The sequence below is a fragment of the Bradyrhizobium sp. LeoB3 genome (assembly GCF_055456055.1).
Map to the genome: position 1 here is coordinate 35,450 of NZ_JBVBEF010000008.1, position 12,787 is coordinate 48,236.

12 protein-coding genes are annotated in these 12,787 nt (G+C 65.5%); 4 read left to right on the top strand and 8 right to left on the bottom strand.

All coding sequences use genetic code 11. From position 1 onward, the window contains the following. The first annotated feature begins 9 nt into the window (after positions 1-9). Positions 10-549, top strand: coding sequence for an adenine phosphoribosyltransferase (locus ACZXDY_RS08900; protein WP_028167448.1), 540 nt, complete (start codon positions 10-12; stop codon positions 547-549). Positions 550-684: 135 nt separating this feature from the next. On the opposite strand, the gene ACZXDY_RS08905 is transcribed toward ACZXDY_RS08900, so the two are convergent. The 8 genes from ACZXDY_RS08905 to ACZXDY_RS08940 form a co-directional block, all read right to left on the bottom strand. Continuing rightward, a complete protein-coding gene (locus tag ACZXDY_RS08905; protein ID WP_464345219.1) occupies positions 685-1,353 on the bottom strand; it encodes a P-loop NTPase family protein in 669 nt (222 codons plus the stop codon). Positions 1,354-1,413: 60 nt separating this feature from the next. After that, positions 1,414-2,163, bottom strand: a complete 750-nt coding sequence (locus ACZXDY_RS08910) for a P-loop NTPase family protein (RefSeq protein WP_464345220.1) — start codon at positions 2,161-2,163, stop codon at positions 1,414-1,416. A gap of 167 nt (positions 2,164-2,330) precedes the next feature. Then, entirely contained in the window at positions 2,331-3,545 is a 1,215-nt protein-coding gene (locus ACZXDY_RS08915; protein WP_464345221.1) for a M48 family metallopeptidase, read from the bottom strand. Positions 3,546-3,694: 149 nt separating this feature from the next. Next, on the bottom strand, positions 3,695-4,255 hold the full coding sequence (locus tag ACZXDY_RS08920) for a LemA family protein (protein ID WP_028167444.1): 561 nt from the start codon (positions 4,253-4,255) through the stop codon (positions 3,695-3,697). Between the two features lie 110 nt (positions 4,256-4,365). Continuing rightward, positions 4,366-5,334, bottom strand: coding sequence for a small ribosomal subunit Rsm22 family protein (locus ACZXDY_RS08925; protein ID WP_464345222.1), 969 nt, complete (start codon positions 5,332-5,334; stop codon positions 4,366-4,368). A 127-nt stretch (positions 5,335-5,461) separates the two neighbouring features. Further along, positions 5,462-8,923: a chromosome segregation protein SMC gene (gene smc, locus ACZXDY_RS08930; protein WP_464345223.1), complete on the bottom strand. Its 3,462-nt coding sequence runs from the start codon at positions 8,921-8,923 to the stop codon at positions 5,462-5,464. A gap of 202 nt (positions 8,924-9,125) precedes the next feature. Then, the gene (locus ACZXDY_RS08935; protein WP_028167441.1) at positions 9,126-9,782 is read right to left on the bottom strand and encodes a DsbA family protein; all 657 of its coding nucleotides are present in this window, start codon (positions 9,780-9,782) and stop codon (positions 9,126-9,128) included. Positions 9,783-9,901: 119 nt separating this feature from the next. Then, the gene (locus ACZXDY_RS08940; RefSeq protein ID WP_464345224.1) at positions 9,902-10,381 is read right to left on the bottom strand and encodes a DUF721 domain-containing protein; all 480 of its coding nucleotides are present in this window, start codon (positions 10,379-10,381) and stop codon (positions 9,902-9,904) included. A 129-nt stretch (positions 10,382-10,510) separates the two neighbouring features. Here ACZXDY_RS08940 and mutY point away from each other — a divergent pair, with 129 nt between their 5' ends. From mutY to ACZXDY_RS08955, 3 genes are all read left to right on the top strand, one after another. Further along, on the top strand, positions 10,511-11,608 hold the full coding sequence (gene mutY, locus ACZXDY_RS08945; RefSeq protein WP_464345225.1) for an A/G-specific adenine glycosylase: 1,098 nt from the start codon (positions 10,511-10,513) through the stop codon (positions 11,606-11,608). Between the two features lie 61 nt (positions 11,609-11,669). Continuing rightward, entirely contained in the window at positions 11,670-12,086 is a 417-nt protein-coding gene (locus ACZXDY_RS08950; protein WP_464345226.1) for a PaaI family thioesterase, read from the top strand. 77 nt (positions 12,087-12,163) lie between these two features. Further along, positions 12,164-12,781, top strand: a complete 618-nt coding sequence (locus tag ACZXDY_RS08955; RefSeq protein WP_464345227.1) for a glutathione S-transferase family protein — start codon at positions 12,164-12,166, stop codon at positions 12,779-12,781. The last annotated feature ends 6 nt before the right edge of the window (positions 12,782-12,787 follow it).

Below are 12,787 nucleotides of genomic sequence, written 5' to 3' on the forward strand. Positions count from 1 at the left end.
GAGACAGCAATGACATTTGACCTCGACCTGAAGGCCGCCGTTCGCACCATTCCGGACTATCCGAAGCCCGGCATCCTGTTCCGCGATATCACCACGCTGCTTGCGGACGCCCGCGCGTTCCGTCGGGCGGTGGATGAATTGGTGCATCCATGGGCTGGCTCGAAGATCGACAAGGTCGCCGGCATCGAGGCCCGCGGCTTCATCCTCGGCGGCGCGGTGGCGCACCAGGTTTCCGCCGGCTTCGTGCCGATCCGCAAGAAGGGCAAGCTGCCGCACACCACAGTGCGGATCGCCTATTCGCTGGAGTACGGCCTGGACGAAATGGAGATGCATGCCGATGCCGTGCATCCCGGCGAGCGCGTGATCCTGGTCGATGATCTCATCGCCACCGGCGGCACTGCGGAGGGCGCGGTCAAGCTCCTGCGCCAGATCGGTGCCAACGTCGTCGCCGCCTGCTTCATCGTCGACCTGCCCGAACTCGGCGGTGCCGCCAAGCTGCGCGCGATGGATGTCCCGGTGCGGACGCTGATGGCTTTCGAAGGGCATTGACGCTGCCCTCGCGTAGAGGCCGTAGGGTGGGCAAAGCGAAGCGTGCCCACCCTCGCGAGCGCGGTGCTGGATGGTGGGCACGGCGCCAGTGCGCCTTTGCCCACCCTACGGCACTGTAGCCCTACGGCTACGAAGCTATGACCGCTGCAGCATCACGCTTAGTTCGAGATCGCGGAAGATCGTGTAATTGCGCCGGATCCACTGATGCAACTCGGTGGACGAGTCCTTCTCGTGCCGGAGATAGCCGGTGAAGGAGAAGTTCAGCCGGTCGATATAGGTCTTCAGGAACACCGGCAGCGCGCTGAAGCGGAGCACCCGGCCTCGGCCCATGGCCGCGGGCAGTTCGCCGCGCACCACGAATTCGTTGTCAATGGTCATCAGCGCCCGCGGCGGGATCTGCTGGCGTAGCATCTCGTAGCTGCGTGCGGAGGCACGGTCGGTATCGGCGACGAACAGGATGACCGGCGCGACGTGGCGGCGCAGCGCTTCCTTCATGAAGCCGATTTCGTCGATCATCTTGAAGAATTCGTCGAAGGCGTGGTAGCCGAGGTCGATCACCTTCGCCACCCCGTCATTGACGATCAGCCGGTCCATCAACTGCATCTTGCCATAGGTGTCGATGACATCTGCGGTCTCGGTGGTCCTGGGCAGGTAGTCGAGCAGCGACGGCTCCTTCAGGTTGATGTCGAAGGAAACCACGTCGCCGTTCTTCAGCAGCAGAAATTCGCTCAAGAGCCGCGCGACCAGGGTCTTGCCGACCTGGGGGCGGGGCGAGCAAATGATGTAGACGGGCGTAGCTGACATCGCCTGCTATATCAGGCGATTTTCCTGCCTAATCCAGCCCCGCATCCCCCGGAGGCGCGACTATTTTTCGCTGCCGCGCGTCACCGACTTGGCGCCGACCAGGTCGGTCAGCTTGATGCGGTCGAACTCGCTCCAGACATTGGCGAGCCAGTGCCGGACATAGCCGCGGAGCACGAACGAATAGTTCGCGGCTTCGTCGTGCGGGCCCTTGTTGGCGACGAATTTGAGGAACGGGACGGAAGCGACCTCGACCTGCTCATAGGCCATCTCGTTCAGCTTCGGGATGGTCAGGTCGGTGGCATCCTTGATGCGGTGGAAATAGGAATTGTAGGTCGACTGGTCCCACTGGAAGAACTGGGTGTCGTTGATGAAGTTCTTCACCAGGAAGTATTTCGCGCCGCTCATGAAATTGGCGGTTTCGGCGATCTCGTCCAGCGAAGCGATCGAGGGGCCGAGGATATGGAACACCGCAAAGGTAATCTGGCCGGACCGGGCGGCATCCAAAAAGCCGATGTCGCGCAGCGAAGCGAGCGCGGGTGACAAAAGGCCGGCGCGGACGTCGATCACGGTGACCATGGGGCCGGAATTCAGGGTGTCGAAGATCTTCATCTGATCCGCGGTCGTCGTCATATCGACGATCTCGGTGATCTCAGGATGGAAGCGCTTCAGCGTTCCCCGCGGGGATTCGGTGTCGAAGGCCCGAGTCCCGACGTTGTTCGCGTTGAAATAATCCAGAAGCGTCCGAGATACGGTCGTCTTGCCGACCCCGCCCTTGTCCGCGCCCACCACAATCACGACTGGCTTTGCCATGGAAATCCCTTAAGACACGCCCCCGACCGCGAGGGCGCGATCGGCAAGTCCCCATTCCTGCTTTGGGCGCGAACATGGCAGAAACAAGGGAGAATTCAATTCCTTGAATGCCAAGTGACGCGTTTGGTGGGGATTTTCTTAATGAGTTGAAGGGCGTTAGGCCACAATCAAAAATGTCGGCCCCAAGGCCCCTGAAGCGGACCCTGACCAGGCTGTTGCTGCGACGGGCCGGCCGGCTCGGCTGCGTCGTCCCAGGGGCCGCGCGAAGGGCCGCGCGGAGCGGGAGGCGGAAGTTCGCCTTGTGCCGACGGTTCCTGGGCACCTTCTTCGGGACTAGCTGCGGGATCGTCCGGCAGGGCGATCGGCCCGGGATCATGGCCGCCGGCGAACTTCACCAATGCGTCCACCCGCGATTGTACCGACGGATGGGTCGCAAACAGGTCGGCGAAGCCCTCCCGCGGATTGTCCACGCATAGTTCCATCACCGCCGAAGTCGCACCCGGCAATTCGCCGCGATTTTCGATCTTGCGCAGGGCCGAGATCATCGCATCGGGGTTCTTGGTCAGTTCCACCGACCCGGCATCCGCCAGATACTCGCGCGATCGCGACAGCGCCAGCTTGACGACCTGCGACAACAGCCACGCCGCCACGATCAGGACGATGGCGATGATGATCACGATGATCGCGCCGCCGCCCGAGCCCTTGCGATCGGACGAAGATGAGGAGGAGGATGACGACGATGAAGAGGAGGACGACCAGCCGCCGCTGGAATTCCAGGACAGGTTGGTGAACATCCGGAAGAACAGTTCGCCGAAGAAGCCGACCGCGCCGGCGATGATGACCGCGATCACCATCAACTGCACGTCGCCGTTGCGGATGTGGGTGAGTTCGTGGCCGAGCACGGCCTCGATCTCCTGGTCGTTCAACGCCTGCAACAGCCCCGTGGTGACCGTGACGGAATATTGGCGCCGGTTCAGCCCGCTCGCGAAGGCGTTCAGCGCGGGGCTGTTCATGATCTTCAGCTTGGGCATCGAGATGCCGCGGGAGATGCAGAGATTTTCCAGGAGATTATAGAGCCGCGGCTCTTGCTGCCGCGTCACGCTCTGGCCGCCGGTGACGGCGTCGATCATGTTCTGGTGGAAGAAATACGCGATCACGATCCACAGCGCCGCGCCGATAGTGGCATAGGGGAAAGCCGAAACCAGGTCGTGCAGCGCCCGCGTCAGGTAATCGTCGACTGAGCGGCCGCCGTCGATCATGACCTCCGCGACCAGCGCGCCGGCATAGACCAGCACGTAGATCAGGACGAACAGCCCAGCAAGCAGAAGCATCGAACGAAACTTGTTCGACGCGATATGGGTGTAGAGACCGTAGGCGGCCATGCTGGACGTCCGCTAACCACCGTCATTCCGGGGCGCGCGAAGCGCGAGCCCGGAATCCATCGTGCCGCAGGCGATGCGGTGAAATGGATTCCGGGCTTGCGCCTTGCGGCGCATCCCGGAATGACGGAGAAGATGTAGTGTCATCTCGCCTAGAACTTCACGCTCGGCGCGGTCTCGACCTCGGCGCGGCTGGCGCCGAGGTCGAAGAAATCCTTGCGGGTGAAGCCGAACATCCCGGCGAACAAAGCGGCCGGCATCTGCTGGATGCCGGTGTTGTATTCCTGGACCGCGTTGTTGAAGAAGCGGCGGCTGGCCGCGATCTTGTTCTCGAGGTCGGAGAGCTCGCTTGCGAGCTGCTGGAAATTGGCGTTGGCCTTCAGGTCCGGATAGGCTTCCGACAGCGCGATCAGGCGGCCGAGGGCGCCGCTTAGCTGGTTCTCGGCGGCGGAGACCTGCGCCGGTCCCTGCGCTGAGATCGCGGAGTTGCGCGCCTTGATCACATCATCCAGCGTGCCGCGCTCGTGCGACGCATAGCCCTTCACGGTCTCGACCAGGTTCGGCACCAGGTCGTGGCGCTGCTTGAGCTGGACGTCAATGTCGGCAAACGCCTGGTTGACGCGCTGGCTCAGCGCCACCAAACGGTTGTAGGCGGCAAACGCAAACAGCACGAGGACGACGATGACGCCGAGAACGATCCAGCCGGTCGACATAAAAAAACTCCTGATGGGATCAACCCGCGAAACCTAGACGAAAATCGGCGCGCGCGTCGACCTGCCCCCAGCGGCAGGCATGTGTTGGTCGGATCGGGCAGGGAATTAGTTCAAGCGTTCGGCACGGCATCGCCCCATCGCCAGCGCCGGGCGTGGGCATAGTCGGCCTTGGCGCGGCGGGGGATCTTTGCAAACGAGAGGCCGGTCGGTGTGCAGAGCTTTGCAGTCACTTCCGCTTTGCCGACGACGGGTTGCGCCAGTACGCGGGACGGGCGGTTCGCGCTGGGTGTCCGTGTCAGCACGACATAGGCAAACCGCTCGTCCTCGAACGGCACCTCCGCGCCCTTCACCTGCATGTGCGCGCGCGAGCGGGAGAGCCGCTGGCTGAAATGGCACCAGTCTGGCGCCTGAAGCGGGCATTGTTCGTCGTGCGGGCAGGGCGCTGCGACATGTGCGCCGGCCGCGATCAGTTCCGCCCGCAGCGCGATGATCCGCGCATAGCCCGCGGGCGTGCCGGGTTCGACGATCACAAGCGCCTCGCCCGCCTTTTCCCACATCAGGCGTGCGAGCGCGGCTCGCTCGGTCTCATCGATCTCGCCGACCATGTAGCTCGCGACGACAATATCCGCCCGTTCGGCGTCGGCGAGCAGCTTCCGCGCCGGCCCCAACTCATAGCGCGCGCCGCGCAGCCGCGTGCCGGCGAGCTCAAGCGCCAGTGTGCGCAAGCTGGCGTTGGCATCGAGCAGGACGAAGCGTTGCAGCGACGAGAAGGCTTGCGCCGCCGCCCAGCTCGCCGTAGCCGGCCCGGCGCCGATATCGAGCAGCGACGTCGGCGCGAAATCCGGCCTGATTTCGACGAGCGCATTCAGGCTGGCGGCGACGGCCGCGTAGGTCGCGGGCATCCGCGCCAGCGCATAGGCGAGCGCATCGGTCTCTGATTTGATCGTGCCCGAGCCGCCGCCGTCGCGGTAGGTCCGCGAGATCGCGGCGGCGCGACTTGCTGCCTCATTGCGCGAAACCCCCTGCAGCCTCGCGTCGAGTGCCGCTTTCAGTTCGGCGGGAAGGTCGGGCGAGATCATCTCTTCTTGTCATGCCCCGCGCAGGCGGGACATCCAGTACGCCTGAGGCAGATGTGAGATTCACGAACGGCACCGCCTACTGGATCATCCGCCTTCGCGGATGATGACGTCAATGGGGCGGGCGAGATCACGCCACGTGCTGATCCAGGATGCCGACTGCGCCTTCGAGGTCGACCGAGACCAGTTGCGACACGCCGCGCTCGGCCATGGTGACGCCGAACAGCCGGTTCATGCGCGCCATGGTGATCGGGTTGTGCGTGATGACGATGAAGCGCGTCTCGGTCGAGGCCGTCATCTCGTGCAACAGGTTGCAGCAGCGCTCCACGTTGTGGTCGTCGAGCGGCGCGTCGACCTCGTCCAGCACGCAGATCGGCGAAGGGTTGGTCAGGAACACCGCGAAGATCAGCGCCAGCGCGGTCAGCGCCTGCTCGCCGCCCGAGAGCAGCGACAGCGACTGCGGCTTCTTGCCAGGGGGCTTTGCGATGATCTCGAGACCGGCCTCGAGCGGATCGTCGCTCTCGATCAGGTGCAGCGCGGCCTCGCCGCCGCCGAACAGCTCGACGAACAAGCGCTTGAAGTGGCTGTTGACGGTCTCGAACGAGGTGAGAAGCCGCTCGCGTGCTTCGCGGTTGAGGCTCTGGATGCCCTGGCGCAGGCGCTTGATCGCTTCGACCAAGTCGTCGCGCTCGGTGGTGAGCCCGGTGTGCTGGGTCTCCACCTCGCGCAGCTCTTCCTCGGCGCGCAGATTGACGGCGCCGAGGCGTTCGCGATCGCGGCGCATCTTTTCGAGCTCTTCCTCGATCTGGCCGACCGGCGGCAGTTCGGCGCCCGGCTCGATCTCGGCGAGGCCGGCCAACGCCTGCGGCTCAACCTCGAGCATGTCATGGACCTCGCGCTCGATGTCGGCGAGCCGACGCCGAGTTCCTTCCATCCGCTCCTCGGCGCGGGCGGTCGCCTCGCGGGCGCTCGACAGCGCTTCCAGCGAGGCCTTGGCGGTGCGGTCGGTCTCCGCCATCGCGGTCTCGGCAGCGGCGAGCGCGTCGGCGGCGCCGCGGCGATCGTTCTCGGCGTACTCGATCTCGCTGATCAGCGCGCTGCGCTTCTCCGCAAACACCTCCGGCGCATTGACGAGCTCCTCGCGCTCTGCGGTCAGCTCGGTGATGCGGGCCTCAATCGTTCCGATCTGCGAGGCGCCGCTTGCTTTGCGGTTCTGCCACTCATTGCGCTCGGCGAGGATCGCCTGCACGCGGCGGTCGGCGAGCTCGGCTTCACGAGCCAGCGCCTGCGCTTCGGCGCGCACCTGGGCGGCCACGCGGCGCCGGTTCTCGATCTCGCTGCGGACCGCGCCGAGTTGGCTTTCAGCCTCGATGCTCGGCGGCAATTCGGCGAGGGCCGCATCGGCGTTCTCGTGCGCGGCCTCGGCTTCGGCACGGTCGGCGGCGAGGCGGTTGTGCGCTTCCGTCAGCGCGGATTTGCGCGCGGCGTGGCGGTTGATCTCGCGCTCGGCTGCGGCATGACGCTCGCGCGCGGCATCGCCCTCGCGACGCGCGGCACGCACCGCCTCGCGCGCGGCGGTCTCGGCGGCGGAGGCGGCGCGCAATTCGGCTTCCGCATTCTCCAGCGCCTGCCGCTTGGTGATCACCTCGTTGCGCGCCTGCTCGAGTTCATGCTCGATGTCGACGAGGCGGGCACGCTCGGCGAGGCGCCGCGCCGCGCCGGTCGGCGCGTGAGCGGCGGTGACAAAACCGTCCCAGCGCCAGACGTCGCCCTCGAGCGACACCAGCCGCTGGCCGGTCTTCAGTCGCGACACCAGCTCCGCGCCGCGCTCCTTTGCCACGACGCCGATCTGGGCGAGGCGGCGCGCCAGTTCCGGCGGTGCCTGCACATGATTGGCAAGGCAATCGACGCCTTCGGGCAGCGCCGGGTCCTCGCTAGCGGGGACATTGGTCCAGCGCATCGGTGCCGAGGGATCGACGGGAGCATCGAGATCGTCGCCGAGCGCGGCGCCGATCGCCTTCTCATAACCCTTGGCGACCGTGATGCCGTCGATGATCGGCGGCCACAGATTCTTGGTTTCGCCATTGAGGATCTTGGAGATGGTGCGCGCCTCGGTCTCGAGCCGCTGCACGCGCTTCTCTGCTTCGGTCAGCGGGCTGCGCGAAGCTTCGAGCGTCTGCCGCGCGACCACGTGACCGGTTTCGCTCGCCTGCACGGTGGCTTCGGCCTCGGCCAGCGTCTGCTGCGCGGTCTCGACCGCGGCGGCGAGCACATCGATATCGCCCAGCGAACCGGTTTCCTGCGCGAGGCGCTCCTCCTCGGCCTGGACGCTTGCGATCTCATGGTCGAGCCGGGCGAGCCGGTCGCGATGGGTGCGCACGCCGGCTTCGAGCTGGTTGCGCTTGGCGGTGAGGTCGGCAAGCTCCGTGGTCAGCTCGGCGAACCGGCGCTCGGTTTCGGCAAGCATGGCTTCCGCTTCCGCGACGCGCTCGTCGACGCCGGAGCGCTGCTCGACCCGAGACTTGATCTCTTCCTTCAGCTCGGCGTCCTCGGTGTCGAGCCGCTGCAGCGCGACGTCGGCGTCTGCCGTCTGTTGTTGCTCGCGCGCGATGTCGGCAACGAACTGCGCCAGGCGCCGGTCGAGTTCGGAAACGCGTTCCTTGGCACGCTCCTCCTCGCGATCGAGCATCTCGCGCGCATTGTTGAGCCGCTGCAGGCCTGCGGCGGCGCGGGCTTCCGCCTCGCGCAGCGCCGGCAGTTCGGCCGCGCGGATTGCCTGGATGCGCGCGGATTCCGCCTGCTCGCGGGTGCGCTCGGCCGCCTCGCGAACGGCGAGATCATGCGTCTGCGCGGCATCGTTGACGTCAGCGTGAGCCTCGATCCAGCGCAGGTGGAACAGCATCGCCTCGGACTTGCGGACCTTCGCGGCGACCTCGCGGTAGCGGATCGCCTGCCGCGCCTGCTTCTTCAGCCCGTCCATCTGGCCGGTGAGCTGGCCGATCACGTCCTCGACGCGGGTGAGGTTGGTCTCGGCTGCCTTCAACCGCAGTTCCGCTTCATGGCGGCGGGCATGCAGGCCGGCGACGCCGGCGGCATCTTCGAGGATGCGGCGGCGCTGTTCCGGCTTGGCCTGGATGATCTCGCCGACCTTGCCTTGGTGCACCAGTGCCGGCGACCGCGCGCCAGTCGCGGCATCGGCGAACAGGAGCTGCACGTCCCGCGCGCGCACGTCACGTCCGTTGATGCGATAGGCGGAACCCGCATCGCGCTCGATGCGGCGGGAGATTTCCAGGAGCTGGCTGTCATTGACAGCGGCCGGCGCCGTGCGATCGGAATTGTCGATCGTCATCACAACTTCGGCGTGGTTGCGCGCCGGGCGATTGCCGGAACCGGCGAAGATCACCGCGTCCATGTCGGCGGCGCGCAGTGACTTGTGCGAGGTTTCGCCCATCGCCCACCGCAGCGCTTCCACCAGGTTGGACTTGCCGCAGCCGTTCGGTCCGACCACGCCGGTCAGGCCCGGCTCGATCATGAAGTCGGTGGGTTCAACGAACGATTTGAAACCGTGGAGGCGTAGGCGCGTGAGCTTCATGAACACAAATCTCTGTTGGCCGGGCGCGAATCTCCCAGCCGTGACAGTACCATGAAAGGCAATGTCGGTAATGCAGGCGGACCGCTCGCTGCGGCTGTGGCCGCGACAATGGCGAGGCCGGAGCGCACCGGCAACCGCCGCCTCGGGCTTTTCCCAAGGCTTTTGCTTGGTTTATCTGATGTTGCGAATAGCTGTGGACGAATCAGCTTTTCAACAATGAATTGATGCGCTTGCTGAATTCATCGAACGAGGTCTCGCCCTTCAGCATCTCGCCGTTGATGAAGAAGGTCGGCGTCGAATTCACCTTCAGCACGTCGTTGGCGTATTTCTGGTCAGCGGCGATCTTGTCGAGCAGCGCCTGGTCCTTCAGGCAATCCTCGACCTGCTGCTGGCTGAGGCCCGCCTGCTTGCCGATTCGCGTCAGCGTCTCCGTGGTGTTCTTCATCACCCAGTCGTTCTGCTGGCGGAACAGGAGGTCGATGACTGCGAAATATTTCGGCGCGTCATCCTTGGCGATGCAGCGCGCCAGCATCGAACCGGCGGCGGCCTTGATGTCGAGCGGGAATTCGCGGAACACGTAGCGGATCTTGCCGGTGTCGATGTATTCCGACTTGATCTTCGGGAATACCGTGTCGTTGAAGTTCGCGCAGTGCGGGCAGGTCATCGAGGCGTATTCGGTGATGGTCACCGGGGCGTTCTGCGGGCCGAGCGCCATGTCCGGTAGCGATTGCGGCTTGGCGACATCGGCGGCGGTCTGCGCCATCGCCTCCGAAATCAGGCGCAGCGGCGAGAGACCGATCAGGGCGGCAAGACCAGTCAGTGACAAAGCGGCGGTGAAGGCGCGGCGCGTGATGATCAAGGTCGGCTCCCGGATTGGCGCATGCACGCCTAAAAGAGGTCTAAAAAAGCGAGCTTTCGCTAGCTTGAAATGGTGATTGTGGCAATGCTGCGCTCCAAGGCCCGCCACGCAAAAAAGTCTCAATTTCGCTTGATCGAGGCCCCCAATCGCGCCAGTGCGGCACGCAGTGCCTCGTCCTCTACGGCGGACAGGGTCTTTTCGACCGCCGCCACCGCCTTGGGGTCCGGCGGCCGCGGCCGCACCGGGCGCCCCCGCCGGGACAGAGGCGCCTGCCGCAGCGCCAGCCGGCCGACCGCGTGCCAGCCGAAGAAGCGGTTGACCCGCTCCACGATGCGGTCGGAGGAATGCTGGATCTCCAGCGCCATCGGCCCCTCGACCCGGAGCACCAATGTTGCCGGCTCCTGCGGCTGCCCCTCCACCGGCCGCGGCCATTGCATCTTCATCGGCTCCGAATACCGCGCGATCTCGGTCCCCGCGATCTCCGCCCACCGCGTCACCAGCTCGCGCGCGGCGAATCCCTGCTTGGCATAGGCGTCGGAGAAGACGTCGTTGAGCAGGATAGAGAGCGGCTTTGCGCTGATCGGGCCGGGTTTTGACATGGGTCCTTATAGCACTTCGGGATTGACCCCAGGAACCACCCCGATTCCGGTGCGAAGAAAGGCGTGGATGGTCGGGACAAGCCCGGGCATGACGTGGAGAGATTCGGGCGCCAACATTAAAGTCATCGCATGAGGTCTCGCGCAGCCGCCACAAAATCACGACAACCGCCTGACGCGGTCGCCGCACGTCCCGCCCTGCTGCTGGCCTGGTATGACCGGCATCGCCGCCGGCTGCCGTGGCGAGCGCCTGCCGGTGAGCGGGCCGATCCGTACCGGGTGTGGCTGTCGGAGATCATGTTGCAGCAGACGACGGTCAAGGCGGTCGGGCCGTACTTCGAGAAATTCGTCTCGCGCTGGCCGGATGTCGGTTCGCTGGCGCGCGCCTCGCTGGACGATGTGCTGCGGATGTGGGCCGGGCTCGGTTACTATTCCCGGGCGCGCAACCTGCACGCCTGCGCGGTGGCGGTGCTGCGCGATCATGGCGGCATCTTTCCCGATGATGAGGAAGGGCTTCGCACGCTGCCGGGGATCGGGCCGTACACGGCCGCCGCAATCGCTGCGATCGCCTTCGACCGCCGCACCATGCCGGTCGACGGCAATATCGAGCGCGTGGTATCGCGGCTGTTCGCGGTCGAGGAGGCGTTGCCGCAGGCCAAGCCGCTGATCCAGCAATTGGCGAGCACGCTGCTCGGTCCTTCTCGCGCCGGCGACAGTGCGCAAGCGCTGATGGATCTGGGCTCCTCGATCTGCACGCCGAAGAAGCCGGCCTGCGCGCTGTGCCCGCTCAACGACGATTGCGCAGCGCGCGCCCGCGGCGACCAGGAGAGCTTTCCGCGCAAGGCGCCGAAGAAGACCGGCTTGCTGCGCTCGGGCGCGGCCTTTGTCGTCATCCGCGGCGATGAGCTCCTGGTCCGCACCCGCCCCGAGAAAGGCCTGCTCGGCGGCATGACGGAAGTGCCGACCTCCGACTGGCTGGCCGGGCAGGACGATGCGGCTGCACTCGAGCAGGCGCCATCTCTGAAGGGCGTGACGCGCTGGCACCGCAAGGCCGGCGTCGTCACCCACGTCTTCACGCATTTTCCACTCGAGCTTGCGGTCTATACCGCAACCGTTACGCCGCGCACGCGGGCGCCAGAGGGGATGCGCTGGGTGCCGGTCGCCACCCTCGCGGACGAAGCGTTCCCGAACGTGATGCGCAAGGTGGTCGCGCATGGGCTCGGCACGTGAGGTTGCTGACAGCATGCTGGCAGCAGCCTTGCGTTAGGGAGGAGCACCAACGGAGGCTCCCATGATCGCGACCGCGCTTGACCGACTTGCCAAGCCGCCCTGCTCGAAGCTGCTTGGCTGGCACCTGCTCGATGCGCGCCCGGACGAAGGCTGGATCCGGATCGGCTTCGAGGGCAAGCCGGAGTTCTGCAACCCGGCCGGCTTTATCCAGGGCGGCATGTTGTCGGCGATGCTCGACGACACGATGGGCCCGGCGGTGTTCGTCATGACCGATGGCAAGCTCTACACTGCAACCATCACGATGACGGTGAATTTCCTGGCGCCGGCGAAGCCGGGACCGATCATCGGCGAGGCCAGGGTCACCCAGCTCGGCAAGACCGTCGCCTTCGTGGAGGGCAGGCTGTTGGAAGACGGCGTCGTGCTCGCGACGGCATCGACCAGCGCACGCCTGGTGGAGACGGCAAAGGCCGTTCGCTGAGCCAGCCAGTCGGCGCGGGGATGGACGGGGCAAGAGCGCGCCGTTAACTTCGTATCCCTCTGAATGAGGGATGAAACATGCTCAAGCTCTATTACACCCCCGGCACCTGCGCGCTCGCCTCGCACATCGCGCTCGAAGAGGCCGGCGCGCCCTATACGATCGAACGGATCGACTTCAAGACCAACCAGCAGAACAGCCCGGACTATCTCAAGGTCAACCCGAAGGGACGGGTGCCGGCGCTGGTCACCGATCGTGGCGTCCTCACCGAGACACCCGCGCTGCTCGCTTTTATCGCGCAGAGTTTTCCGCAGGCGAAACTGGCGCCGCTCGATGACGCCTTTGCGTTCGCGCAGGTGCAGGCGTTCAACAGCTATCTCTGCTCGACGCTGCATGTCGCGCATGCCCACAAGATGCGCGGTTATCGCTGGGCTGCGGACGAATCCTCCTTTGCCGACATGAAGCGCATGATCCCGAAAACGGTCGGCGCCAGTTTCGCGCTGGTCGAACGCGACATGCTGAAAGGCCCGTGGGTGATGGGCGAGGCCTTCACGATCTGCGACATCTATCTCTTCACGATGGCGCAGTGGCTGGAGGGCGACGGCGTCGATCTGGCGGCACTGCCGAAAGTGGTCGATCACCGGCGCCGCATGGCCGCGCGGCCCGCGGTGAAGAAGGTGCTGGACGCGGAGGCGTGAGCGGTT

Bases quoted from the DNA above. Each gene is read 5' to 3' on its own strand.
- ACZXDY_RS08900 (WP_028167448.1), top strand. From the start codon at position 10: ATGACATTTGACCTCGACCTGAAGGCCGCCGTTCGCACCATTCCGGAC.
- ACZXDY_RS08905 (WP_464345219.1), bottom strand. From the start codon at position 1,353: ATGTCAGCTACGCCCGTCTACATCATTTGCTCGCCCCGCCCCCAGGTC.
- ACZXDY_RS08910 (WP_464345220.1), bottom strand. From the start codon at position 2,163: ATGGCAAAGCCAGTCGTGATTGTGGTGGGCGCGGACAAGGGCGGGGTC.
- ACZXDY_RS08915 (WP_464345221.1), bottom strand. From the start codon at position 3,545: ATGGCCGCCTACGGTCTCTACACCCATATCGCGTCGAACAAGTTTCGT.
- ACZXDY_RS08920 (WP_028167444.1), bottom strand. From the start codon at position 4,255: ATGTCGACCGGCTGGATCGTTCTCGGCGTCATCGTCGTCCTCGTGCTG.
- ACZXDY_RS08925 (WP_464345222.1), bottom strand. From the start codon at position 5,334: ATGATCTCGCCCGACCTTCCCGCCGAACTGAAAGCGGCACTCGACGCG.
- smc (WP_464345223.1), bottom strand. From the start codon at position 8,923: ATGAAGCTCACGCGCCTACGCCTCCACGGTTTCAAATCGTTCGTTGAA.
- ACZXDY_RS08940 (WP_464345224.1), bottom strand. From the start codon at position 10,381: ATGTCAAAACCCGGCCCGATCAGCGCAAAGCCGCTCTCTATCCTGCTC.
- mutY (WP_464345225.1), top strand. From the start codon at position 10,511: ATGAGGTCTCGCGCAGCCGCCACAAAATCACGACAACCGCCTGACGCG.
- ACZXDY_RS08950 (WP_464345226.1), top strand. From the start codon at position 11,670: ATGATCGCGACCGCGCTTGACCGACTTGCCAAGCCGCCCTGCTCGAAG.
- ACZXDY_RS08955 (WP_464345227.1), top strand. From the start codon at position 12,164: ATGCTCAAGCTCTATTACACCCCCGGCACCTGCGCGCTCGCCTCGCAC.